This window comes from Bacteroides sp. 2201st1_D9_2201SCRN_220225 (assembly GCF_040928965.1).
GTDB classification, from domain to species: domain Bacteria; phylum Bacteroidota; class Bacteroidia; order Bacteroidales; family Bacteroidaceae; genus Bacteroides; species Bacteroides stercoris.
Genome location: NZ_JBCODG010000010.1, coordinates 1 through 25210, shown reverse-complemented (window position 1 = coordinate 25210; position 25210 = coordinate 1). Strand labels below are relative to the sequence as shown.

Here is a 25210-nt window from a genome sequence, read left to right as displayed (position 1 = left end):
GCTGTTTTAGTAGTTTATTTATAAAAAAGGGGTACAAAAATACATATAAATCTGGAACATCTTGCCTTTTAGGGCGAAAAACACACATTTACAAGAGATTAAACGCCCAGCAGGCTACGCAACTGCTGCACGGACCCGGCAATCTGCCGTCTGCTTTCCAGATGTCCTGCATCGAAACGGTAGCGGGCTTGCACGTAGAAAGGGGCGCGTTTCTCCAATGCGTCCGCAATAAAGGCGCGCAGCTCCTCGTCCGTTTTTCCCTGCAGGATGGGGCGCTGATGGGTTGCCACCCGCAAACGGTTGAACAGTATATCAAGATGTACATCCAGGAACACGGTTTGCCCGTGCCCGTTCATGTAGTCCATGTTGTCGAAGAAACAGGGCGTGCCGCCGCCGGTCGAGATAATGACATCCTCAAACTCGGACACCTCGTGCAGCATATTCCGCTCCAATTCACGAAAAGAGGCCTCTCCCCGCTCGACGAACAGTTCACGGATGGATTTGTGAAAACGTTCCTCGATGTACCAGTCCAAATCAATGAAAGGTACATTCAATTCGCGGGCAAAAGCCTTACCTAAAGTTGTTTTACCGGCTCCCATGTAACCGGTCAGAAAGATACGTATCATAGTTGCTTACCGTTTGTGTACAAAGATAAGCAATTCTACAGTGAGACTACCTCACAATCAGCGGAAAATTTTAATCCGCCCGCTCAACTCCCCGAACTCCTTTTCGCCGGGCTCGGCAGTGGGCGTGCCAAAAGGCATTTCGGCTATCAGCATCCAGCTCTCCGGCAAATCCCAGGTACGGCGCACTTCATCGTCAATCAGCGGATTGTAATGCTGCAAGGAAGCCCCCAGGCCTGCATCTTCCAGCATGGTCCAGACAGCCAGCTGATGCATGGCCGATGTATGCTGCGACCAAGTCGGGAAGTTTTCGCTGTAAGAGGGGAACGCATCCTGCAATTTCTTTACAACCGTCGTGTCCTCAAAATAAAGCACAGTGCCATGCCCGGCAGCAAAGCAGCCGTCAATCTTGGCTTCCGTCTTTGCAAAAGCCTCAGGCGAAATACGCTGCTTCAACGTATTTTTTACAATATCCCATAGTTTCTTATGCTCGTCGCCCAGCAGCAGGACGATTCTTGTTGACTGCGAATTAAAGGCCGACGGCACGTTCTTCACCGCCGTACGGATAATATGCACCACTTCCTCATCCAAAACAGGAGAGTCGCTACCTATGGAATAATAACTGCGCCGGTGTTCCAACGCTTCCGCAAATGTTCTCTTCATATCTTTTTATTTTATTGTCTGTTCTTATTAAGAATAAATGAGTTATATAAAATTACAAAGTCAAGGGACTGAACCGATATTCTTTTTTTACTTCCCACTTCTCCTCAAATTAAAAGAACAAGCGAACGGAGCCGATTGTTCGCATTTGTGAAATATATTCGTACCTTTGCCGCAGTTATGAAAAAAGAGAAATTCTACGTTGTATGGGCAGGCGTCACTCCGGGCATTTATACATCCTGGACCGAATGCCAGCTACAGACCAAAGGCTATGAGGGGGCAAAGTTCAAATCGTTCGACACCCGCGAGGAAGCAGAGCACGCCTTTGCCGCTTCACCCTACGATTACATCAAGCGCAATACATCCGCAGGCAGCACGCCATCCAAGCCGTCTCAAAATGCAGACGCTCCCTACCCCGCCGCTGTACTCGAAAACAGCCTTGCCGTAGATGCCGCATGCAGCGGAAATCCCGGAGCAATGGAGTACCGGGGGGTACACGTTGCCAGCCGCCAGCAGGTTTTCCACTACGGTCCCGTGTACGGCACCAACAACATCGGAGAGTTTCTTGCCATCGTGCACGGCCTTGCCCTGCTGAAGCAAAAGGGCTTCGACATGCCTATTTACAGCGACAGCGTTAATGCCATCGGTTGGGTAAAACAGAAGAAATGCAAGACCAAGCTACCCCGCGACTCCAAAACCGAACAACTTTTCCTGCTGATAGAGCGCGCCGAGAAATGGCTGCGTGAAAACACCTACTCCACCCCTATCCTGAAATGGGAAACCAGGCAGTGGGGAGAAATACCCGCGGACTTCGGAAGAAAATAGCAGGGCGGAACACCCATATCCCCATGACAAAACCCTCGCATACACGGGGGATAATGTCGTTATGCCACTACAGAAACAGCCTTATCCTTCTACTGAAACTTCGTCCCGCAATTGCGGGCCCGACAGCCCGCATACGGCAACCGTACGGCCCGCAGCCGGCAACCGGGGAGCCCGCAGTTGGAAAACGAGGTTTTGCATCAGGCTTTCCTATATTATACATGCGCCAAAACGACAAAACCAACGGGCAACAGTCACATTAAAACGCAGAGATTGGGATGCTCCGCCCCTGAAAACAGAGGATTTTAACCGCTGTTAACACGTTCTGCATCATGCGCGTTTTGTAGCTGTATATAAGCATTTTACAACAGAGAAGAAGGGTAAAAATGACGACAGAGGGTGACGACCAACAATGTGTCATCACGCTCGTCACCGTTGTCAACAGTTCCTCTATCCCTTTCCGGGACAGGGATAGAGCGCTATAGGTGATGAGTGACGAGAAAAAACGAAAAACAACACAGAGGGGGTATTATCCCAAAGATTGCATATCATTCAGCTTTTTATAGTAGCCGTCTTTGGCAAGAAGCTCCTCGTGCCTGCCGCGTTCTACGATTTCGCCCTCGTAGAGCACGCAGATTTCATCCGCATTCCTGATTGTGGAAAGACGGTGCGCAATGGCAATCGTGGTGCGGGTTTTCATCAACCGCTCCAAAGCTTCCTGCACCAGACGTTCCGACTCCGTATCGAGTGCGGAGGTGGCCTCATCCAGAATCAGTATGGGAGGATTCTTGAGAATGGCACGGGCAATGCTGATACGCTGGCGTTGTCCGCCGGAAAGTTTGCCGCCACGGTCGCCGATATTGGTATCGTAACCTTTCTCGGTGTCCATAATGAAATCGTGGGCATTGGCTATCTTGGCAGCTTCCACAACCTGCTCCATGGTGGCATTCTCTACACCGAAAGCAATGTTATTGAAGAAAGTGTCATTAAAGAGAATGGCTTCCTGATTGACGTTTCCTATCAGGCCGCGCAAATCGGCGATGCGCGCATCCTTGATGTCAAGACCGTCTATCAGGATCTTGCCCGATTGTACATCGTGGTAGCGGGGCAGCAAATCCACCAACGTGGATTTTCCGGAACCGGATTGCCCTACCAGTGCGATAGTCTTGCCTTTGGGTACGGTCAGGTTGATATGCTTCAATACCTGGCGGGAACCGTCGTAGCTGAAGCTGATGTCCTTGAATTCCACCTTGTCATCCAGCGAGACGAGCTGCTTCGGCCGGGCAGGTTCTTTAATGGGATTCTCCGCAAAGAGTATCTTGTCGATACGCTCCATGGAGGCAAGTCCTTTGGGAATGTTGTATCCGGCTTTGGAGAATTCCTTCAACGGGTTGATAACGCTGTACAGTATCACCAAGTAGTAAATGAACGAGGGGGCGTCTATAGTAGCGCTGTTGCTCAGAATCAACGTGCCGCCGAACCACAGCACGATAACGATGACGCATGTGCCCAGAAACTCGCTCATGGGATGCGCCAATGCCTGGCGGGTGGCTACCCGGTTGATAGCATCGCGGTATTCGTTGCTGCACTTATTGAAACGCTCCATCATCTTGTTTTCGGCAATGAAGGCTTTAATGATACGCAACCCGCCCAGGGTTTCTTCCAACTGCGACATAGTATCGCTCCACTTTGCCTGCGCATCCAGCGACTGCCGTTTCAGTTTCTTGCCTACCGTACCCATTACCCAGCCCATACCCGGAAGCACCAGCAGCGTGAACAGCGTCAGCTGCCAGCTGATGGCTATCAATGTGCCGAAATAGGCTATAATCAGTATCGGGTTCTTTATCAGCATATCCAGCGAACTGGTTACGGATGTCTCCACCTCGGTAACGTCGCCGCTCATGCGGGCTATGATATCGCCTTTCCGTTCCTCGGAAAAGAAACTCAGCGGCAGGTGCAGCACCTTATTATATACTTGCGCACGGATGTCGCGCACCACGCCCGTGCGGAGAGGAATCATCACGGCGGAAGAGGCGAAATAGGAGAATGCTTTCAGCAGGGTCATCACCGCCAGGAAAACGCCTAAAATCAGCAATGTCAATGAGCCGCCCTGCGAGGCTATCATCTCGGTGACGTAATAATAGAAGTTGTTGACCGCTATGTCTTTCATGTTGATTCCTGCCGCATCCCAGGGAATGAACTCGTAGGTCTTGGTATCCATCTTGAAAAGTATCTGAAGGATAGGGATAATCAGGGCGAAAGAGAATATGTTCAGAATTGCCGATAGCAGGTTCAGGAACAATGCCCATATCAGATATTTCTTGTAAGGCGGAACAAAACGCCGCAGGAGTCGGAAGAATTCTTTCATTCGGTCAAACAGTTAATTCATTACGTTCGTATCGGGCGCAAAGATAGCACAAAGCAGGGGGAGAATAAAACGAACAGGTTCTTTTTTGCGCGCCGGGCGGATAAAAACCAGCCGATTGCATGTGAAACAACTGTTTTTATCAAAACGCGGCACAATAACCGGTACTTTTTCTGCAATCCCGATAATAATTGTGTAGCTTTGTAGCTGGATAAAAACAACGCTAAAGAAGAATGAAACCATACGATTACCTGATTGTAGGCAGCGGCCTGTTCGGAGCCGTGTTTGCCCATGAGGCTCATAAAGCCGGAAAGAGATGTCTGGTGATAGAGAAACGTCCACACACCGGCGGCAATATCTACAGCGAAGAAGTAGACGGCATCAACGTGCATAAATACGGTGCGCATATCTTTCATACAGACAACAGGGAAGTATGGAATTATGTGAACCGGCTTGTTGAGTTCAACAGATACACCAACTCTCCGATTGCCAATTATAAAGGAAAACTGTATAACCTGCCTTTCAACATGAACACTTTCTACCAATTGTGGGGAGTACGTACTCCGGCAGAGGCCCGGGCAAAGATACAGGAACAGTGCAGGGAATACGAGCATATAACCCACCCGCAAAACCTGGAAGAACAGGCACTGAAACTTTGCGGAGAGGACATCTACCGGCAACTGATAAAAGGATACACGGAGAAACAGTGGGGACGCCCGGCAACAGAGCTTCCGGCATTTATCATCCGGCGCATTCCGTTCCGGTTTATCTTCGACAACAACTACTTCAACGACCCGTATCAGGGCATTCCCATGGGAGGATATAACCGTTTAATCGGTGCCTTGCTGGAGAACATCGAGGTGCGCACCGGAACCGATTACATGGCGCACCGCAAAGAGCTGGACGCTTTGGCGGAGAAGGTGCTCTACACCGGCTGCATAGACGAATACTTCGATTATGCATGCGGACATCTGGAATATCGCAGCCTGCGATTCGAACACAGACACCTCACGGATATAGAAGACTTTCAAGGCAATGCAGTCGTGAACTATACCGACCGCGAAACTCCTTATACCCGTGTCATCGAACACAAGCACTTTGAGTTCGGCAAACAGCGTTCTACTGTCATCACCTATGAATATCCCGATGATTTTGAACAGGGGAAAGAGCCTTATTATCCGGTAAACGACGAAAAGAACAGCCTGATTTTCAGGAAATATCAAGAACTTGCACAGCAACAGGAGCGAGTGCTGTTCGGCGGCAGACTGGCGCAATATACGTATGCAGACATGGACGATACGGTGGCAGCGGCATTAAGGCTGTGGGAAAAAGAGAGCTTATGATTCCGCCTTACTTACCCGCACTTGCGAGAAATTACCAAAGCCTCCAGTGCGGATAACGCCAGAATGTATAACGGATAGCATGGATATCTGCAAGCAGCTCTTTCACAAAAGCAGAAGTCCGCAGCTCTTCAACCGTATTGTCTTTTTGCGCACACCGCAGAATGCGGCGCAGCATCCTCAGCCTGCGGTAAATCATTACAGGCATATAGCGGGCATGTTCTTCTTCGGGAATGGACAACAGCCTCTCCTTATGGAAGATGTGCTCGTAATCAGCCGTAAGTTTGAATACATGCGTTATATTCCCGCCATGTTGTATATAGTTATAGACACTGTTTCCGCCAACCAGACGTACCGGCTTGGATGATGCAAACGCCAACCGCAGGTTCATAAGCATGTCTTCTCCCATCACAATCTCCCGGGGTGTACGTAGCGTGTACTCATCAAACAACGTGCGCCTGAACAGCTTTCCGCATGTAGCCGAAATGTTGTATCTGCCCTTGATTAAAAGCTTACGGTAACAAGCCGGCGAAAGCCTGTTTACCCCCCACAAGCGCTTTTTCCTGCAAAAACCGACTACAATATCCGTATCTTCCGACGTTGCTTGAAACAAACGCTGCAAAGCGTCGGCAGGCATGGTATCATCAGAGTCGACAAAGACTACCCATTCTCCTGTTGCCAGCTCCACCCCTTTTTGACGCGCATAGGCTGCTCCTCCATTTTGCACATGCAATACTCTGATGCGAGTATCCTTTTCCGCCAGTTCGTCGCACAGAAGCCCGGTGCCATCCGTACTTCCGTCATCGACCAGACATATCTCGAAATCTTCAAAAGACTGTGCAAGCAAACTTTTTATGCATACAGTCAGGAAATTTTTCCGATTATAAACAGGTATTACAATAGAAACTTTTACCATCTCACGTAATCAGTTATCAAACAGCTTCACAAAATGCGTCCCGGACCGCAGGCTGCTACTTGCCGAGGTTCACATATTTAGGTTTTCTAAGCCCCAACAAATAAGGCACGCACTTAATGTACCTTTTTAAACGCTCTTTTACAGAAGAAAGCGGCCGTTTCCCTTTCCAGGGCGTCATATCCAGGTATTTATAGTATTCATTCCTCAACGGATGCATACTGTCATAATTCCAGGGCTTCTTGTTGGTATAATGCAGAATGACAGGATGCAGCAGTTCTTCACGGAAAGCCTGCCAGTCGGCTACCCGTTTGTCAATGCCGTAGCGATAAAAGCCATCCTGCATGTTCCACTTCAAAGGAACAAAGACCTTGTCCTTGCATAGGACGACATTCAGCAAATCCTGGTCATTAAACTGGATGCGCTCCGGATAAGTCTCGAAATACCGCACACACTGCACATCGACCTTATGTTTCCGCCAGTAATCAAGATTAATCAGCAGTACCCCCGCATTGAAATACGAGCAGGACTTATCATAGTGCAAGCGTTCGTAACGCTCATCCTCATCCTTGCCGATATCTTCGACACAAGCCGCACCGCACCCGGACAAATCCGTGTTCCAGAATTCTGAAATATCTCCCAATATTACAATATCGCAGTCCAGGTAAAGTACTTTCTCCAAACTCTCGGGCAGAATAGATGAAAACATGCAACGGTAATAAGTTGCCATGGAAATCCGCTTGCCGAACTTTTTTATGGAAAAGCATTGCAACAGATCTTTCGGAGGATAGTAGAAGCAGACTTCATTGCCATAAGGAGTAGCCAGGTTGCGTAGAATAGCCTGATCCGCTTCCGAAAGGTACGGAGCTACAATATGCACACAAATATCGGCACGCTTATTATTCTCAAACAGAGAAACCAGCGTAACAGCACAGTGCTGTATAAAATTAGCATCAATATTACAAGCAATATGTATCATACAATGGTGTTAACAATTTGACGTTTGTTTGGTTACCTGAAAATATTTATCCATTACAAGCAATGAAATCAGCCGTTCGCGTCCGGCATCGAAAAATTGGGAAACATATTCGTGGGCATGCTCGACAATCTGTTCCGCCTCTGCCGGATGAGCGATGTAATAGTTTAGTTTCTCCTCCAAATCGGAAAGGTCATCCTTAATCTCTATATAGTGATAATCGGGAATCAGCTTTCCCTCCATAAACCAGGTTTCACAGGTAGGACGCGTCATTACGGCAATGGAGTTGGACGACATTACCCATTTCAGGTTGGAGGCGACATCGTTACCCTCGAGCGCCATGATAAATTTATAATCAAGATGCTCACGGATTGTTTTCTTGGGAGTCATCCACTCCTCAGGATAACCTTCGTTCCTGCCCACCACGCCGCAATCGCAAATGGATGAGCCAAAATATTTTTGAAGGAACTTCTCACGAATGCGGCTAAGGCGAATCTTTCCGCGAAATATAGCCTGATTGCGTTTTTGTGAAAAAGGCACAGGATCGTTCAGAAATATAAAATGACGCAGTTTGTCCAGTTTAAGCACAACCGAATACGCATTGTCCTCCTTCAGCAGCCGGCTCTTTACAATCGAAGGGTATTCGGGAGTAAAATATACGTCACCGGGAATATAGCTGATGCGCAGTTGGCGGTCAAACCAACGGGCCACATCCTGCAAATCAAAATAATATGCCTTGTGAAACGTAGACGGACGGAAATTCTTTATCTTGTCCAGATAGACATAATAGCTATGCTTATGCTCATGCAATATTGTATCGGGCAGGTCTACCGGATACTGCATCTTATTATAATAATTCACCCTTTCATAAATGTAATCCTTATCAGGCCGCGCCTCCACTTGTGCCAAACAGCTCTTTCTCCGGATTCTGAAAAAGCAATCGGGTATGCACCGCTTCAAATATCCCTTTAAAAAGAAGAATACCTTCGGGGGCTTGCCGCTACGAAGCTTATACAACAGACTATCACTCATCTAATACCGTTTTATGGTCAAAAGAAATATTTTTTAAACGTTCGTTTAAAAAACACAAAGATAAAAGTTATTTCCTATCTAAAAAATATTGTGACTCGTTTTTTTCGCATTTACGGATAAAAATGTATCAATCTGAGGATACGTACATATAATATAGTTATAAATATATACAAATATGAACAATTTAAAATCGTTTGAAAAGATGTTTTTTAAACGAACGTTTAAAAAACATTTTCCTCAAAAACAGAGATATGAGATTTATTAAAATGACCGGCGGACTGGGCAATCAAATGTTTATCTACGCCTTCTATATGCAGATGAAAAAACATTACATCAATACCCGGATTGATTTATCCGATATGGTGCACTACAAAGCCCATAACGGCTATGAGATGCATCGGGTTTTCAATCTTCCCCCAATAGAATTCCGTATCAACCAACCCTTAAAAAAGGTTATTGAATTTCTCTTTTTCAAGAAAATCTATGAACGCAAGCAAGTCCCGTCAAGTCTTGTTCCATATGATAAAAAGTATTTCTGGCCTCTATTATATTTCAAAGGTTTCTATCAGTCGGAACGTTTTTTTGCCGACATGGCAGACGATATACGCAAGGCTTTTACATTCAATCCGCGCCTGTCCAACAGGAAAACAAAGGAAATGTCCGAACAGATAGACCATGACGAGAATGCGGTTTCCATACATGTACGCCGGGGAGATTACCTGGAACCCAAATATTGGAAAACAACCGGCTGTGTATGCCAACTGCCTTATTACCTCAACGCCATAGCCGAAATGAACAAACGGATAAGCCAGCCCTCCTACTATGTTTTCTCGGACGACATTGCCTGGGTGAAAGAAAACCTGCCGTTGCCAAAAGCCTTCTTCATCGACTGGAACAAAGGTGCAGAAAGCTGGCAGGATATGATGCTGATGAGCCGCTGCCGTCACCACATTATCTGTAACAGTACGTTCAGCTGGTGGGGAGCATGGCTGAACCCGCGGGAAAATAAAACCGTAATCATGCCCGAACGCTGGTTCCGGCATTGCGAAACACCGGACATCTGTCCCGACAAATGGATAAAAGTACCGATTAATCAACCTGACAGCATACAATAAATTATGAAAATTGGTATTCTTTATGTGGGTATCGGAAAATATATCCGACTTTGGGATAAGTTCTATTCCAGTTGCGAATCGTTGTTTCTTCCTCAATATGAAAAGAAATACTTCATATTCACCGATTATCCGTTAAAAAGCAGCACTAATGTACAAGTTTCGTTCCAGGAAGATTTGGGCTGGCCCAAAAATGTCCTGTTCCGCTACCAAATGTTCCTAAGGCACAAAGAAGAACTCAAACATTTTGATTATCTGTTCTTTTTCAATGGCAACACAGAGTTTCTGCAAATAATAACCCCCGAAGAATTTTTACCGACCGAGAAAGAGGCATTGACCGGTTTGGAATGGCACACCTATAAAAACAAACCATTGCGAAAATATCATTATGAGCGAAGAAAAAATTCACAAGCATACATACCATACAACAGCGGCGAGCACTATTATCAAGGCGGACTAATCGGCGGTGAGAGCAAGGCCTATATCGAATTGTTAGAACAATGCAGCCTTATGACGGAAACCGACTTAAAAAGAAACATCACAGCACGCTGGCATGATGAATCTTACCTGAACAAATATCTGCTGGATAAGCAAATTAAAATTCTGAGTACAGAATATGGCTGCCCACAAGAATGGACGGTTCCCCCAACTCCCAAAATAATATTCAGGGATAAGAACACCATTCTGGGAGCATCCTATATCTGTTCCTTAAAAAAAAGGAACCGCCTGAAACTTATTAGCAAAGCCATTCGGAATATTCTAAACAAGCTACTGAAACGATGAAAGAATTAAGGTTATTCTTGAGAAAAATAGATCAAAAAGTTATATCTAAAGGCAAACATTATCTGCTTACCCTCATTATACTTTACAGATATAAGACAAATGAGATTCTTGACCATTATAAGGAACAAACACCCCAAAAGGAAGAACCTATCGGTGCAACATCTCCAATATGGGTGTGCTGGTGGCAAGGAGAAAAGAAGATGCCCGACATAGTAAAAGTATGCTATTCTTCCATATGCCGGCATGCAGACAACCACCCCGTAATCCTGATAACAGAGAAAAATTTTCAGGAATATGCAACAATGCCCGACTTTATCATGCAGAGATTGTACAAACGCGAAATGACAATCACGCATTTTTCCGACTTGCTAAGAATGAATTTATTAAAACGGCATGGAGGCATATGGCTGGATAGCACGATATTGCTCACAAAAGATATAGATTCGATAATCAACACGAGCCTGCCATACTACAGCCATCATCACATCCCCAATAACTGCAACGTGGTAAAAGGTAAATGGACCGGTTTCTTTCTTGCTTGCGGTAAAGGCAATATTCTCCCCTCTTTCATCCTGGATGCTTTCTACAATTATTGGAAAAACAACAACCGGATTGTAACTTATCTTTTTATCGATTACCTCTTTGCCTTAGCATACAAACATATTCCTGCCGTATCGAAAATGGTGAATAATATTCCGATACAGCCCATGAGTAATCTTTCTAAATGCTTAAACCAGGAATATGATAAAAAAGCAATGGAAACGTTTTATACCAAATACCATTTCCACAAGCTGACTTACAAGAAAGCATTTGCCATGCAAACCCGCAACGGGAAAAAGACAATCTATGCCCATCTCCTGACCGATAAGGCATTCTGACAACCGGTCAATCAGTCTATTTTCCCCAGCCTTTCGTGTATCCCGTCGCAATAAGCTTTCCACAGTTTAGGGATATCACTCCATCGGTAAGCATCGGTAAACGGACAAGTGACAAGAGCCGTCAAAATATAGCCCGCCACTCCATTAAAACCGCGAAGATACCTTACTGCCCAATTACGTCCATAATGATGGCTCAAATAAGTGGAATTACGTACCTGATAGAAACGTTTCCACTTTTTCTTCTTACTCCGTTCGCTCCAACTGTCATTCGAGAAAAACTTCTCCTTATCCATCAGCGCATCAGGAACATACAGAATTCTGAATCCCGCCTGTACCGTACGGAGACAATAGTCCGTATCATCACAAAAGATAAACAGTTCCTTATTGGGATAACCAATCTTCCCAACAACCTCACGCCGGATAAACGGTCCCTCAAAAGCCGCTCCTTGTATCTCCACAGGCCCTGTTACAGTCTGTTTCGCCAGCTTCCCGGTGTACATGGAAGCAAAAGGATTCGTCAAGTTATACCCTTGAAACTCATGCGTGAAAAGCTTCCCCTCCTGCAAACGGCGCGGAGCAAGTATACCTATATCTTCCCGGCCGGCATGCTGCAATAACCGTTCCAGGCAATCGGCACGCGGAAAGACATCATCATCCATGCACCAAATCCAATCCGCACCTGCCTGATATGCATACTGCATACCGGTGTAAAAACCACCGGAGCCCCCTACATTAGCCTGATTGATAACGGTAAGTCCCGATTGGGTCTTCAGCCATTCGGCAGTAGCATCCGTACTGCCGTTATTGACAACTACAATTGAGGAAACAGGCTTATTCTGTTGCAGGCAACGAACCGTTCTCTTCAACAGTTCTATCCGATTATAAGTGACAACTACGGCTATAATATTCATGACGATTTTAATAAAGATTATCAATCTTTCCCGGCTGAGTACTTCTGTAAGCAACCATCAGCTCAAAACACTTTTCCACATCGAAACCGCGGGCCTTTGCATACTCCTCCGACATCCAGCGATGCATCTGCGGGGTAGCCGGCAACCGTTCGAAGTTCTTGCAACCGGCTTTCATGCCGATAGTTCCGACAAACATACGGTTCAAGTCGACAATCTCCAGCTTAATGCCTTCCGGTGTTTTCTGAAACAGGATATTTTCACGTCCGTAATCTTTATGGGCATATCCATGTTCGTGGAGAACGGCAGTTACCCGCCCTATCTCACGCAAAACTTCCTCTTCATAGTCAAACTTCCGCCTGAACAGGTCGTTATAGACATACGGACATGTTGACAGACAGCTCACATAGTAACTTTTATCGAACAAAAGGCCGCTGCGCACATTGAAATATCCTACCGGTTGCGGAGTCCCTACCCCTATCTTAAGATACAGTTCGGCATGATCGTAAGAACGCTTCGCTTTGGATGGACGGAAAACACCGTACACAAAGCGATTAATGATATTCGGGCGGTGAAAAGATTTAACAACATACTCCCGACCGCCATATTCCATCTTTCTCAATTCATTACGTCCTTTATGAATAACGACACCTTCGTTTTTCTCAAAACGTTCCGGCAAAGACAAGATAAAATCTCCCAACTCCTTAAAGTCCGGGTGAATAACTAATGTATAAGGATGAAACATATCGGATTTCCGGCTCATTTCAAATTTCATAAATATATCAGATTTTATCCAACCCCTTTGTATACTTCAACCAATAATATTTCAACGGATTCTTATATTTCAATTGTTTCCACGGACGGCTGCCATGGGGCTGATGCAATACCGGCAACGTAGTAAACAGGTAATTCTTAAACCCTTCTTTCAAAGATTGATGCGAAACAGTTACATCATGCCAGTTCTTTTCAGGGTTCAACTGATGGAAGTCGAATGCTTTCAGGAAATTCAATGTCAGCAAGGAACAGCAGAAACTGCAATGCTTTTTTTCTGGAAACACCTGGTTTTCCTTACCTTTCACAAAAAGATAGGGATAGTTGATTTCTCCTTTCTCATCGACTGTGACGGCAGCGGCAATACCGCAGTCCGCCCGTTCCGCCGCTCCGTTGAACAAAGCCTGCAATGTATTCTTCTTTACCACAACATCCGACTCCACGATTATCAAACCTGCCTCCGCCTCGATGGCACGTTGCTGTGCCATTTGCAATACCAGCAGATAGTTCGGTGAGGGATGGTCCGTTATTTCCGCAAGATTTACCAATTCAAAGCCCAGCTTTTCGGATGCATCCTGCAACTTAGCCGTGTTCTCTTCTGTACTGAAGTCATTATATACGGTATAGGTAAACGGCGTCTGAAAATCGGATGCAACAATGGCTTCCACCGTTTGCAACGTCAATTCAATGGAGTCCTTTACAGGAGTAATGATATGAATACACTTCATTGGATATAATTAATTAGTCTTTGTTCAACAAGCTGCAAAATTCCCACAAGTTGACAAAACTATACAATATTTTGCACACAGCCAAACAGTTTGCCTCATTTATTCCTTATCTGCTTTCCGTTTTACCGTATGCTTTACTTTCAATACGGCGAGATTCAGTTCAATCGTTGTTTCCGAGTCTGTTGCCTGAAGATTATTATCCAATAAATCGGAGAACAAATCACCGCTTTTCTCCAACAAGGATTTCTGCTGCTCTTCGGAAGCATCCGGCAGGTTGTTCAAGGTACGGGAGAGTTCGCGCAGTTTGGCAAAAGTCTCGATAATCGCAAACGTTGCATTTGTAGCACGAGAACTTTTCAGAATGGTAGCAAGCATATAAAGACCTTTCTCTGTAAAGGCTTTAGGCAAGACTCTTGATTTAGAAAGATTTGTGGTGGAATTTTTCCACCGCAATTTTCCTAATTCACTATCATTCAGCTCAATAATATACCCTTTGGGAAATTTATCCGGATTATTTTTAACCGACTTATTAATATCCCGTGTTTCCACCCCATACAAAGCAGCAACATCCCTGTCCAAAAGAACCTTCTGCCCGCGAAGAGTAATTATCTTATCCTCTATTTCCTCAAAGCCAATCAGTGTTTTCATCAGTATATCAATTTATGTTTTAAACAATCTGTCAAAGGTATGCATTATTATATCAGAAATGTCTGTTCTCATGAATTATTTCTAACTTTGCCTGCAATAAAACAAAAGCATCATGAAAGTAATTGTCGATGATAAAATACCTTTTATAAAGGAAGCCATTGAAAAAATAGCCGATGAAGTAGTCTACGCACCGGGAAAAGACTTCACCCCTTCTTTGGTGAAAGATGCGGATGCACTTATTATCCGTACACGCACTCGTTGCAACCGGGAATTGCTGGAAGGTAGCAAGGTTAAGTTTATCGCTACGGCAACCATCGGCTTCGACCATATCGATGCGGAATACTGCCGCGAAGCCGGTATTACATGGACAAATGCTCCCGGCTGCAATTCCGCCTCCGTAGCCCAATACCTGCAATCATCTTTAATTTTGCTGCAAACGCTGAAAGGTATCAATTTACCGGAAGTTACTATCGGCATTATCGGAGTAGGCAATGTAGGCAGCAAAGTTGCAAAAGTGGCACAGGAATTGGGGATGCGCGTTTTACTGAACGACCTTCCCCGTGAGGACAAAGAAGGGAAACAAGGCTTTTCGTCCCTGCAAACACTTGCCGAAGAATGCGACATACTCACTTTCCACGTACCTTTATATAAGGAAGGCAGATACAAGACCTGCCATCTCGCCGACAACGCCTTTTTCCAATCGCTAAAGCGGAAGCCTGTTATCATCAACACTTCACGCGGAGAAATAATCGAGACCGGTGCACTGCTGAACGCTTTGGAAACAGGACTGGTTTCGGATGCTATCATTGATGTCTGGGAAAATGAACCGGCCATAAACCTCACCTTATTGGATAAGGTATTCCTCGGCACACCGCACATCGCCGGCTATTCGGCAGACGGCAAAGCCAATGCAACCCGCATGTCGCTGGATGCCCTGTGCCGGTATTTCAATGTACAGGCAGACTATCAGATTATTCCTCCTGCCCCAAGCCAACCGCGCATTACAGCAGATACCCTATCGGCCGCCTATCTACAAATGTACGATCCCCGACAAGACAGCAATGCGCTCAAAACGCATCCGGAACTATTTGAGAAGTTACGGGGAGACTATCCTTTAAGAAGAGAGAAAGAAGCATACACAATTGTGAATCATCCGGAATAGCATGCCGCTTCTTTCCGCAAAAACAATATCCCGAAAGGTTATCAGCAAACTTCCGACAACAAACCGCCGATAACTTTCGGGTAATATTCATATTCCAGCGCATGCACCTTCCTTGCCACGTCTTCTGCCGTATCCTGCGGCAGGACAGGGCATTTGTACTGCACTATAATTTCGCCCTCATCGAAATGCTCATTCAAATAATGTATGGTAATACCGGTTTCCGTTTCACCGGCAGCCACCACAGCTTCATGCACATGTCCGCCATACATTCCCTTACCGCCAAATTTAGGCAATAAGGAAGGGTGAATATTTATAATTTTATTAGGATAAGCATGCAAGATACAGTCCGGCACACGTGCAAGGAAACCGGCAAGGACAATAAAATCTATTCCTTTATCTTCCAACAAAGACAATACAGCCGTACCATCCGCCCATGCGGCCTTGTCCAAACAGGCAAACGGAACATTCAGTCTACGTGCACGTTCCAAAACAAAGGCAGTCTCCCTATCTGCCAAAACCAGCTTTACGTTCACCGATTCGCTATTTTGGAAATAACAGATGATATTCTCTGCATTTGTCCCGTTACCGGAAGCGAAAATAGCAATGTTTTTACTCATAAACCCTCCAAATCCTGCACAAAACCGTGAAAAATGTGCAAAAAGGTGCATTTAATTCATCAAATATTTGCGAGGAACGATAAATATTCATTCCTTTGCACCGCAAATTTAAAGAAATAAAACTAATTATTAATTAAAAACTTAAAGTTATGTCTGAAATTGCATCAAGAGTGAAAGCGATTATCGTCGACAAATTAGGCGTTGAAGAATCAGAAGTTACTAACGAAGCTAGCTTCACTAACGATTTGGGAGCAGATTCTCTTGACACTGTAGAACTTATCATGGAATTCGAAAAAGAATTCGGTATCTCTATTCCTGATGACCAAGCTGAGAAGATTGGTACTGTAGGTGATGCTGTATCTTACATCGAAGAACACGCTAAGTAATCTTAATCCATTCATATCTTAGTATGGAATTAAAAAGAGTTGTAGTAACAGGTCTTGGCGCCATTACTCCCATTGGCAACACAGTACCCGAATTCTGGGAAAATCTCGTGAATGGGGTTAGTGGAGCAGGACCTATTACTCATTTCGACGCATCACTTTTCAAGACCCAATTTGCATGCGAGGTGAAAAACTTTGATGCCAATCAATATATCGACCGCAAAGAGGCACGCAAGATGGACTTGTATACCCAATATGCCATTGGTGTAGCCAAGCAAGCGGTAGAAGATTCCGGTCTTGATGTCGAAAATGAGGATTTGAACAAGATCGGTGTCATCTTTGGCGCCGGTATTGGTGGAATCCGTACATTTGAAGAAGAAGCAGGTAACTATGCCCTCCATAAAGAAAACGGTCCTAAGTTCAATCCGTTCTTCATCCCCAAGATGATTTCGGATATTGCTGCCGGACAAATTTCTATCCTGTACGGTTTTCATGGTCCTAACTATGCGACTTGTTCTGCATGCGCCACTTCTACCAATGCCATTGCCGATGCATTCAACCTCATCCGCTTGGGTAAGGCAAATGCCATCATCAGCGGTGGTTCGGAAGCAGCTATCGCAGCCTGCGGTGTAGGTGGCTTCAACGCTATGCACGCTTTATCTACCCGCAATGACTCTCCGGAGACTGCATCCCGCCCGTTCAGCGCAAGCCGCGACGGTTTCATCATGGGTGAAGGCGGCGGCTGTCTGGTTCTTGAAGAACTGGAACACGCTAAAGCACGTGGTGCCAAGATTTATGCAGAGGTTGCCGGCGTAGGTATGTCTGCCGATGCGCATCACCTGACAGCTTCCCACCCGGAAGGTCTGGGAGCCAAACTGGTAATGACAAATGCGTTGGAAGATGCAGAAATGAAACCTGAAGAAGTAGATTACATCAACGTTCATGGTACATCTACTCCTGTTGGTGATATTTCGGAAGTGAAAGCTATCCAGGAAGTATTCGGCAAGCATGCTTATGAGTTGAACATCAGTTCAACCAAATCCATGACAGGCCACTTATTGGGTGCTGCCGGTGCGGTGGAAGCCATCGCAAGTATTCTTGCCATCAAGAATGGCATTATTCCTCCGACTATCAACCACGAAGAGGGTGATAACGACGAAAACATCGACTATGACCTGAACTTTACGTTCAACAAGGCTCAGAAGCGTGAAGTGAATGTAGCTTTGTCCAACACGTTTGGATTCGGCGGTCATAACGCATGTGTTATTTTCAAGAAATACGCAGAATAATACGGTCGTGTTACGTAATCAAATAGATAAAATAAGGCTCTTATTCCATAAGGACAGAGAGTCTTATTTTTGTTTTTATAAGATACTCGGATTCTTTCCCCGTAACATCCGGTTCTATGAGCAAGCACTGCTTCACAAATCCACTTCCATCCGTTCCGAAAAAGGACGTCCGTTAAATAACGAGCGGCTGGAATTTTTAGGCGACGCCATTTTGGATGCCATTGTCGGTGATATAGTATATAAGCACTTTGAAGGACGCAGGGAAGGCTTTCTTACCAATACCCGTTCTAAAATCGTGCAACGGGAAACTCTAAACAAACTGGCTGTAGAAATAGGGCTGGACAAACTGGTTAAGTATTCCACCCGTTCTTCGTCGCACAACAGCTATATGTACGGCAATGCTTTCGAGGCATTTATCGGAGCTATCTACTTGGACCAAGGCTATGAACGCTGCAAGCAGTTCATGGAGAAAAAAATCCTCAAGAACTACATCGACCTCGACAAGATGTCGCGCAAGGAAGTCAACTTCAAATCCAAACTTATCGAATGGAGCCAGAAAACCAAAATGGAGGTTTCCTTTGAGTTGATAGAGCAATTCCTCGACCAGGATTACAACCCGATGTTCCATACCGAAGTCCGCATAGAGAGCCTTTCTGCCGGAACTGGTACAGGCTATTCCAAAAAGGAGTCACAGCAAAATGCCGCACAAATGGCATTGAAGAAAATCAAGAGTGACGAAGCCTTCAAAGAAGCTATTGAAACAGCCAAGATACAGAACCACGCGGCAAAGGAAAATGTGGCAACAGAGGAAACCCCAATTGTCGCAGAAGAGACCTCTGCTGTAGAAACATCAGAAGTTCCTGAAGCTACAGATTATACGGAACCTGCGGATACTGCACAAGATACAGCCAAATCATCCGAAACAAATCCCCATACGCTTACCCTGGACGACTAAATCATGGTCTTCGGTCACTAATTTGAGTTTTCCGGCTATCTCCCCCAAAGGAGCGGAAGATATTTCATTCCCTTTCAGCGTTACCATACGCCCAAACTGTCCGCCTGCAATCAACTCCGTAGCATGCCCTCCCATGCGGGTCGACAAATTACGGTCAAAAGGTGTAGGCGAACCACCCCGCTGGATATACCCCAAAACCGTTTCACGGGTTTCGATACCCGTTTCGTATTCAATCTCCTGTGCGATATATTCGGCTGCACGTTTCTTGCCGTCCGTCTGAATTCCCTCGGCAACCACAACGATGGAATACGGCTTTCCTTTCTTCAGACGATTCAGAATCGTATCACCTATATTATGAATATTATAAGAAAGTTCGGGAATTAAAATCACATCACCGCCACCAGCCATACCGGAGTACAACGCAATCCAGCCGGCTTTATGCCCCATCACTTCTATCACCATCACCCGCTTGTGCGAACTGGCGGTAGAGTGCAACCGGTCTATGGCATCCGTAGCAATACTGACGGCAGAATCAAAACCGAAAGAAAAATCGGTCCCCCAAATATCATTATCAATGGTTTTAGGTACGGAAACTATATTCAAGCCCATGGCAGCCAACTTAGCAGCCGTTTTCTGCGTACCGTTACCGCCGATACAGACAATACAGTCCAGCCCCAGTTCCTTTACATTCCGTTCTATCAAAGCAGGCTTGTTTACATCAGATACCACCCCGTTTTTCTTGAACGGCTTTTCACGGGAAGTACCCAGCATCGTACCGCCCAAATTCAATAACCCGGACAGAGACTTGTCCGTAAACGATTCCACATCTTTTGTCAATAATCCTTGAAAACCGCTATGAATACCTATTACTTCCATTCCATAATGATTGATAGCCGTTTTGCAAACGCCGCGGATAGTCGCATTGATACCGGGGCAATCCCCGCCTGAAGTCAAAATACCGATTCTCATGATGTTTTAGTTTAAATTACGGTTCTTTTCACCTATACGGACGTAAAGATAGAAAAAAAAGAGAAAAAAGATAGAGATGCCGATAAATAAGATTAATTTTGCACACTTAAACAGATTTCGATAAGAACGATGAATATTACAAAACTTCTGAATAAAGTATACTTCGCCCCCCGCTTGAAAGAAATCGAACTGTACACTGAACATGCAGGTGAGTTGCAGGCAGGTGTCCTGAAACGTTTGGTACGCATGGCCGCCAATACGGAATGGGGAAAGAAATATGACTATGCCTCTATTCGTACTTATGAAGATTTCAAAAAACGCCTTCCCATACAGACTTACGAAGAAATCAAACCTTATGTAGCCCGCTTGCGTGCCGGTGAACAAAATTTGCTCTGGCCGTCGGAAATACGTTGGTTTGCCAAGTCTTCGGGAACAACCAACGATAAAAGCAAATTCCTTCCGGTCAGCAAAGAGTCTCTGCAAGACACTCATTATCAAGGCGGGAAAGATGCTGTTGCCATCTATCTGGGAATCAATCCCGAAAGCCGTTTTTTTTCCGGAAAAGGATTGATTCTCGGCGGTAGCCACAGCCCCAACCTGAACTCCAACCATAGTTTGGTAGGTGATTTATCTGCCATTCTGATACAGAATGTACACCCGCTGGTCAACTATATCCGTGTGCCAAGCAAGGAAATAGCCTTGATGAGCGAGTTCGAACCTAAGATGGAGGCCATAGCCAACAGTACAATCCATGCCAATGTCACCAATCTTTCGGGTGTGCCATCCTGGATGCTGGTACTTGTTAAACATATACTTGAAAAAACCGGGAAACAGTCATTGGAAGAAGTATGGCCCAATCTGGAAGTATTCTTCCATGGCGGAGTGGCTTTTACTCCTTATCGGGAACAATACAGACAAGTCATCAAAAGTTCCAAGATGCACTATGTCGAGACATATAATGCCTCCGAAGGCTATTTCGGCACACAGAACGACCCGAACGATCCGGCCATGCTGATGATGATTGATTACGGTGTTTTCTATGAATTCATACCTTTGGAAGATGTCGGCAAGGAAAATCCGCGTATCTGCTGTCTGGAAGAAGTAGAACTCAACAAGAACTACGCAATGGTCATCTCCACTTCTGCCGGACTGTGGCGGTATATGATTGGAGATACCGTGAAGTTCACCAATAACCGCCCGTACAAATTCGTCATTACCGGCCGCACAAAGCATTTCATCAATGCCTTTGGCGAAGAACTTATCGTGGACAATGCGGAAAAAGGTTTAAGCAAAGCCTGTGCTGCCACGGGAGCACAGATTGTAGACTATTCCGCCGCTCCCGTCTTCATGGACGAACATGCCAAATGCCGCCATCAATGGCTGATTGAATTTGCCAAAATGCCAGATGACCTGGATAAATTTGCCAAAATATTGGATGACACCCTTAAAGAAGTGAATTCCGACTATGAAGCCAAACGGCAGAATGACCTGGCTTTGCAGCCTCTGGAGATAATCGTTGCCCGCAGAAATCTGTTCCACGATTGGCTGGACAGTAAAGGCAAGCTTGGCGGACAGCATAAGATACCGCGCCTCAGCAATACAAGAGAATACATTGAAGAGATGCTGAAGCTCAACTTCAAAGAATAATACCACCGCCCAACAACAAGCCGTCCGCATCATAAAAGGCGGCGGCTTGCCCCGGAGCGATAGACTCCAACGGCTCCAACAGCGAAACCCGCAGATGTCCGTTCTCCTCCTGAGCAACCATACAGCGGTTTGCCTGCTTGCGATAGCGTATCTTTACGATAACCGTTTCCGCTCCCAATACCCGATGTGCACTGATAAGGTTCCAATCTTTAAGATACATTTCCTTTTTATATAAGGAGGCAAGTGGTGCAAGTACCACCTCGTTGGTTTCCATTCTGACTTCCTTCACAAATACAGCCCTATTCAGATGAATGCCCAGTCCACGCCGTTGACCTATCGTATAGAAAGGGTATCCTTCATGCCATCCTAATACATTCCCCTTTTCATCGAGAAAATGCCCTCTGCCCGGCAGTTGCTCCATAGGAACCTCACGCTTCAGGAAAGAACGGTAATCCAACGGACAGAAACACACTCCTATACTGTCTTTTTTAGCGGCAACACGCATAAACCCACGTTCAGCGGCATAAGCACGCGCATCCTCTTTTGTCATATCTCCCATCGGGAGTAACATCCGTTGCAAGATATCCTGTTTCAAGCCCCATAAAAAGAAAGTCTGGTCCTTGTCTCTGTCAACTGCCGGAGCAATGTAATAGTTGTCCTCTAAAAAGAGTTTACGTACGTAATGTCCGGTAGAGATCCAATAAATCCCCTTTTCATCGGCTATTTCCGCCAAAAGTTTCCACTTCAGCTCATTATTGCAGAGGGTACAGGGAACGGGGGTATGCCCCGCCAGATATTCATCTATAAAGTAACGGATAATGCGTTCACGGAAGAGTTCCCTTGCATCGTATGTAATATGCTCAATACCCAACCGTCCTGCCAGTGCCCGCGCATCTTCCAGGTATTCCGTTTTTCCACCCACTTCGTAAAAACGGAAAGTGACTCCCGTTACTTCATAGCCGGCTTCCTGTAACTTCATGGCAGCCACGGAACTGTCCGTACCGCCGCTCATTCCCAATAATACACGTTCTTTTGACTTCATACTGCAAAAATAGTATTTCATCCTGAGAAAACCCTATCTTTGCCACTTTCAAAAAAACAATCAAATTCAAACCATGAAACAAGACTATCGACTGCTCGTCCTTGACCTGGACGGAACCCTGACCAATTCGAAGAAAGAAATCTCTCCGCGCAATCTCCGTACCCTGTTACGGCTACAGCAAAGCGGCGTACGCCTGGTACTGGCGTCAGGCCGTCCTACCTACGGCATTGTTCCTTTGGCGGAACAACTGCAAATGAAAGAAAACAACGGCTATATTCTTTCTTATAACGGCGGAGAAATCATAGACTGGAGCACCGGTGAGCTACTGTATAAAAATCTGCTTCCCGACGATGTACTGCCTATCCTGTACCAGACTGCAACCGATAACCGGCAAACAATCCTCACATACGACAACGAATGCATACTCACCGAAAATCCCAACGACCCGTACGTACAAAAAGAAGCATTCCTCAACAAAATGCAGGTACGCCGCGTAGAGAACTTCCTGCAGGAAATTCCCCTTCCCCTACCCAAATGCCTCATTGTTGGTGAACCGGAACAACTTATGAAAACAGAAGCCGAACTGAGCCTTCGTCTGCAAAGACAAATCAGCGTATACCGTTCGGAACCTTATTTTCTGGAACTCGTTCCTTTGGGCATAGACAAAGCACGTTCGATCGCCGTATTATCGGAAAAGCTGGGTATCACCCGCGAAGAAGTGGCAGCCATGGGCGACGGTTACAATGATCTCAGCATGATAAAATACGCCGGACTTGGCATAGCAATGAACAATGCACAGGAACCCGTGAAAGCTGCTGCGGACTACATTGCTCCAAGTAACGACGAAGATGGAGTAGCCATCGCCGTAGAACGATACTTCCTGCACGCTTTTTAAAAACAGATAGTCCTAATTTACAAATATTTGTTATACCTTTGCCTTTCCAAAAAGAACTAATTATCAAACGTTATGGAACAACAACTGACCATTTACAACACCTTAAATAGAAAAAAGGAGTTATTCGTACCTTTGCATGCTCCTCATGTAGGTATGTATGTCTGCGGACCGACCGTTTACGGTGATGCCCACCTGGGCCACGCACGTCCTGCCATTACTTTCGATTTACTTTTCCGCTATCTTACACACATTGGCTATAAAGTGCGCTATGTCCGCAATATTACCGATGTAGGTCATTTGGAGCATGACGCGGACGACGGTGAAGACAAAATTGCAAAGAAAGCCCGTTTGGAACAACTGGAGCCCATGGAAGTGGCACAGTATTATATAAACCGTTATCACAAGGCAATGGAAGCATTAAACGTGCTTTCTCCCAGCATCGAACCGCATGCATCGGGACATATCATCGAACAGATAGAGCTCGTAAAAGAGATACTGGAGAACGGCTACGCTTACGAAAGTGAAGGCTCCATTTACTTTGATGTAGCCAAATACAACAAAGACCACCACTACGGCAAACTGTCAGGACGTAATCTGGACGATGTACTAAACACTACGCGTGAGCTGGACGGCCAGGAGGAAAAACACAATCCCGCCGACTTTGCACTGTGGAAACGTGCCCAACCGGAACATATCATGCGCTGGCCAAGCCCATGGAGTGACGGCTTCCCCGGCTGGCACGCCGAATGTACGGCAATGGGAAAGAAATATCTGGGTAAACATTTCGACATTCACGGTGGCGGTATGGACCTTATCTTCCCGCACCACGAATGTGAGATTGCACAATCCGTAGCATCGCAAGGCGATGACATGGTACATTACTGGATGCATAACAACATGATAACCATCAACGGACAGAAAATGGGTAAAAGCCTCGGCAACTTCATCACATTGGATGAGTTCTTCACCGGCTCCAACAAAACGCTGACACAGGCTTACAGCCCGATGACCATCCGTTTCTTCATTCTCCAGGCCCACTATCGCAGTACGGTAGATTTCAGCAATGAAGCTCTGCAAGCTGCAGAAAAAGGTCTGGCAAGGCTTATGGATGCTGTACACGGACTGGAGAAGATTGTTCCAGGCAAAGCTTCTACGGTAAACGTGAAAACATTACGTGCCGAATGCTATGAAGCCATGAACGATGATTTGAATTCTCCGATTGTAATAGCCCATCTCTTCGATGGTGCCAGAATGATAAACAATATCATTGCAGGCAATGACACCATTACAGCCGAAGACCTGAAAGAGCTGAAAGAGACCTTCCATCTCTTCTGCTTCGATATATTGGGACTGAAAGAGGAGAACACCTCCAATGAAGAACGCGAAGCCGCTTTCGGTAAAGTTGTAGACATGTTGCTGGCAGAACGTATAAAAGCCAAAGCCAACAAGGACTGGGCTACTTCCGATAAAATCCGTGATGAACTGACTGCATTAGGCTTTGCCATCAAGGACACCAAAGACGGATGTGAGTGGAAATTAAACAAGTAAACTCAAAACGGTTATAACCGTTTCCTATAAACGAAAGAAAGAGGTGCATCATATCCTCCAAAAAATTGAGGTTGTGTCAAAACGTTGGCACAACCTCATTTATATTTTAAGTTCTGCTATATTTTCTTTTGGCTATGCTACTTT

At 45.6% G+C, this 25210-nt stretch carries 26 protein-coding genes; 12 read left to right on the top strand and 14 right to left on the bottom strand.

Annotation, left to right across the window (positions count from 1 at the left end; translation table 11 throughout):
• Nucleotides 1-98 precede the first annotated feature (98 nt).
• The gene (locus AB5903_RS04815) at nucleotides 99-626 is read right to left on the bottom strand and encodes a shikimate kinase (RefSeq protein ID WP_368117679.1); all 528 of its coding nucleotides are present in this window, start codon (nucleotides 624-626) and stop codon (nucleotides 99-101) included.
• Between the two features lie 57 nt (nucleotides 627-683).
• Nucleotides 684-1286 carry a nitroreductase family protein gene (locus AB5903_RS04810; RefSeq protein ID WP_195657830.1) on the bottom strand — a complete coding sequence of 201 codons (603 nt, stop codon included), beginning with the start codon at nucleotides 1284-1286 and terminating at the stop codon, nucleotides 684-686.
• A 177-nt stretch (nucleotides 1287-1463) separates the two neighbouring features.
• Here AB5903_RS04810 and AB5903_RS04805 point away from each other — a divergent pair, with 177 nt between their 5' ends.
• Nucleotides 1464-2108, top strand: coding sequence for a ribonuclease H family protein (locus AB5903_RS04805; protein ID WP_272710028.1), 645 nt, complete (start codon nucleotides 1464-1466; stop codon nucleotides 2106-2108).
• Nucleotides 2109-2634: 526 nt separating this feature from the next.
• On the opposite strand, the gene AB5903_RS04800 is transcribed toward AB5903_RS04805, so the two are convergent.
• Both AB5903_RS04800 and AB5903_RS04795 read right to left on the bottom strand, forming a co-directional pair.
• A complete protein-coding gene (locus AB5903_RS04800; RefSeq protein ID WP_005656018.1) occupies nucleotides 2635-4473 on the bottom strand; it encodes an ABC transporter ATP-binding protein in 1839 nt (612 codons plus the stop codon).
• Nucleotides 4474-4485: 12 nt separating this feature from the next.
• Entirely contained in the window at nucleotides 4486-4713 is a 228-nt protein-coding gene (locus AB5903_RS04795; protein WP_005656017.1) for a hypothetical protein, read from the bottom strand.
• Between AB5903_RS04795 and glf the strand changes: the two genes are divergently transcribed.
• On the top strand, nucleotides 4704-5813 hold the full coding sequence (glf, locus tag AB5903_RS04790; protein ID WP_272710030.1) for a UDP-galactopyranose mutase: 1110 nt from the start codon (nucleotides 4704-4706) through the stop codon (nucleotides 5811-5813). The two genes, AB5903_RS04795 and glf, sit on opposite strands and share 10 nt — an antisense overlap.
• Nucleotides 5814-5844: 31 nt before the next feature.
• On the opposite strand, the gene AB5903_RS04785 is transcribed toward glf, so the two are convergent.
• Genes AB5903_RS04785 through AB5903_RS04775 form a run of 3 tightly spaced genes read right to left on the bottom strand, consistent with a single transcriptional unit; the run spans nucleotide 5845 to nucleotide 8731 of the window.
• Nucleotides 5845-6726 carry a glycosyltransferase family 2 protein gene (locus AB5903_RS04785; RefSeq protein ID WP_368117678.1) on the bottom strand — a complete coding sequence of 294 codons (882 nt, stop codon included), beginning with the start codon at nucleotides 6724-6726 and terminating at the stop codon, nucleotides 5845-5847.
• 55 nt (nucleotides 6727-6781) lie between these two features.
• Nucleotides 6782-7702 (bottom strand): glycosyltransferase family 8 protein, encoded by a 921-nt coding sequence (locus tag AB5903_RS04780; RefSeq protein WP_272710031.1) that lies wholly within the window; start codon nucleotides 7700-7702, stop codon nucleotides 6782-6784.
• Between the two features lie 9 nt (nucleotides 7703-7711).
• Nucleotides 7712-8731, bottom strand: a complete 1020-nt coding sequence (locus tag AB5903_RS04775) for a glycosyl transferase family 90 (protein WP_022103953.1) — start codon at nucleotides 8729-8731, stop codon at nucleotides 7712-7714.
• A gap of 251 nt (nucleotides 8732-8982) precedes the next feature.
• Between AB5903_RS04775 and AB5903_RS04770 the strand changes: the two genes are divergently transcribed.
• The 3 genes from AB5903_RS04770 to AB5903_RS04760 are packed head-to-tail and all read left to right on the top strand — an operon-like array spanning nucleotide 8983 to nucleotide 11504.
• Entirely contained in the window at nucleotides 8983-9846 is an 864-nt protein-coding gene (locus AB5903_RS04770; RefSeq protein WP_272710032.1) for an alpha-1,2-fucosyltransferase, read from the top strand.
• 3 nt (nucleotides 9847-9849) lie between these two features.
• Nucleotides 9850-10626, top strand: coding sequence for a family 6 glucosyltransferase (locus AB5903_RS04765; protein ID WP_272710034.1), 777 nt, complete (start codon nucleotides 9850-9852; stop codon nucleotides 10624-10626).
• Between the two features lie 17 nt (nucleotides 10627-10643).
• Nucleotides 10644-11504 (top strand): capsular polysaccharide synthesis protein, encoded by an 861-nt coding sequence (locus tag AB5903_RS04760; RefSeq protein WP_272710035.1) that lies wholly within the window; start codon nucleotides 10644-10646, stop codon nucleotides 11502-11504.
• Nucleotides 11505-11515: 11 nt separating this feature from the next.
• On the opposite strand, the gene AB5903_RS04755 is transcribed toward AB5903_RS04760, so the two are convergent.
• From AB5903_RS04755 to AB5903_RS04740, 4 genes are all read right to left on the bottom strand, one after another.
• On the bottom strand, nucleotides 11516-12415 hold the full coding sequence (locus tag AB5903_RS04755; protein ID WP_117940920.1) for a glycosyltransferase family 2 protein: 900 nt from the start codon (nucleotides 12413-12415) through the stop codon (nucleotides 11516-11518).
• Between the two features lie 7 nt (nucleotides 12416-12422).
• A complete protein-coding gene (locus AB5903_RS04750) occupies nucleotides 12423-13175 on the bottom strand; it encodes a lipopolysaccharide kinase InaA family protein (protein ID WP_272710040.1) in 753 nt (250 codons plus the stop codon).
• Between the two features lie 19 nt (nucleotides 13176-13194).
• Complete coding sequence (locus AB5903_RS04745; RefSeq protein WP_272710036.1) at nucleotides 13195-13911, bottom strand: glycosyltransferase family 2 protein; 717 nt, start codon at nucleotides 13909-13911, stop codon at nucleotides 13195-13197.
• Nucleotides 13912-14010: 99 nt separating this feature from the next.
• Complete coding sequence (locus AB5903_RS04740) at nucleotides 14011-14559, bottom strand: ORF6N domain-containing protein (protein ID WP_272710037.1); 549 nt, start codon at nucleotides 14557-14559, stop codon at nucleotides 14011-14013.
• 112 nt (nucleotides 14560-14671) lie between these two features.
• On the opposite strand from AB5903_RS04740, the gene pdxB reads away from it, so the two are divergent.
• A complete protein-coding gene (gene pdxB, locus AB5903_RS04735; protein WP_117917075.1) occupies nucleotides 14672-15721 on the top strand; it encodes a 4-phosphoerythronate dehydrogenase PdxB in 1050 nt (349 codons plus the stop codon).
• Between the two features lie 41 nt (nucleotides 15722-15762).
• Here pdxB and AB5903_RS04730 read toward each other — a convergent pair whose 3' ends face one another.
• The gene (locus tag AB5903_RS04730; protein WP_272710039.1) at nucleotides 15763-16389 is read right to left on the bottom strand and encodes a phosphoribosylglycinamide formyltransferase; all 627 of its coding nucleotides are present in this window, start codon (nucleotides 16387-16389) and stop codon (nucleotides 15763-15765) included.
• A gap of 98 nt (nucleotides 16390-16487) precedes the next feature.
• Here AB5903_RS04730 and AB5903_RS04725 point away from each other — a divergent pair, with 98 nt between their 5' ends.
• From AB5903_RS04725 to rnc, 3 genes are read left to right on the top strand one after another with little or no spacing between them, the layout of a single operon-like run.
• Entirely contained in the window at nucleotides 16488-16724 is a 237-nt protein-coding gene (locus tag AB5903_RS04725; protein WP_004291965.1) for an acyl carrier protein, read from the top strand.
• 23 nt (nucleotides 16725-16747) lie between these two features.
• On the top strand, nucleotides 16748-18010 hold the full coding sequence (gene fabF, locus AB5903_RS04720; protein ID WP_005655936.1) for a beta-ketoacyl-ACP synthase II: 1263 nt from the start codon (nucleotides 16748-16750) through the stop codon (nucleotides 18008-18010).
• Between the two features lie 7 nt (nucleotides 18011-18017).
• On the top strand, nucleotides 18018-18965 hold the full coding sequence (gene rnc / locus AB5903_RS04715) for a ribonuclease III (RefSeq protein WP_016661051.1): 948 nt from the start codon (nucleotides 18018-18020) through the stop codon (nucleotides 18963-18965).
• Here rnc and AB5903_RS04710 read toward each other — a convergent pair.
• A complete protein-coding gene (locus AB5903_RS04710; RefSeq protein ID WP_005655933.1) occupies nucleotides 18924-19934 on the bottom strand; it encodes an ATP-dependent 6-phosphofructokinase in 1011 nt (336 codons plus the stop codon). The genes rnc and AB5903_RS04710 overlap by 42 nt on opposite strands.
• Nucleotides 19935-20063: 129 nt before the next feature.
• Here AB5903_RS04710 and AB5903_RS04705 point away from each other — a divergent pair, with 129 nt between their 5' ends.
• Nucleotides 20064-21581 carry a GH3 auxin-responsive promoter family protein gene (locus tag AB5903_RS04705; protein WP_118155064.1) on the top strand — a complete coding sequence of 506 codons (1518 nt, stop codon included), beginning with the start codon at nucleotides 20064-20066 and terminating at the stop codon, nucleotides 21579-21581.
• On the opposite strand, the gene mnmA is transcribed toward AB5903_RS04705, so the two are convergent.
• Complete coding sequence (gene mnmA / locus AB5903_RS04700; RefSeq protein ID WP_005655930.1) at nucleotides 21571-22623, bottom strand: tRNA 2-thiouridine(34) synthase MnmA; 1053 nt, start codon at nucleotides 22621-22623, stop codon at nucleotides 21571-21573. The genes AB5903_RS04705 and mnmA overlap by 11 nt on opposite strands.
• A gap of 73 nt (nucleotides 22624-22696) precedes the next feature.
• Here mnmA and AB5903_RS04695 point away from each other — a divergent pair, with 73 nt between their 5' ends.
• Both AB5903_RS04695 and cysS read left to right on the top strand, forming a co-directional pair.
• Nucleotides 22697-23518: a Cof-type HAD-IIB family hydrolase gene (locus AB5903_RS04695; protein ID WP_016661048.1), complete on the top strand. Its 822-nt coding sequence runs from the start codon at nucleotides 22697-22699 to the stop codon at nucleotides 23516-23518.
• 72 nt (nucleotides 23519-23590) lie between these two features.
• Nucleotides 23591-25066: a cysteine--tRNA ligase gene (gene cysS, locus AB5903_RS04690; RefSeq protein WP_005655927.1), complete on the top strand. Its 1476-nt coding sequence runs from the start codon at nucleotides 23591-23593 to the stop codon at nucleotides 25064-25066.
• The last annotated feature ends 144 nt before the right edge of the window (nucleotides 25067-25210 follow it).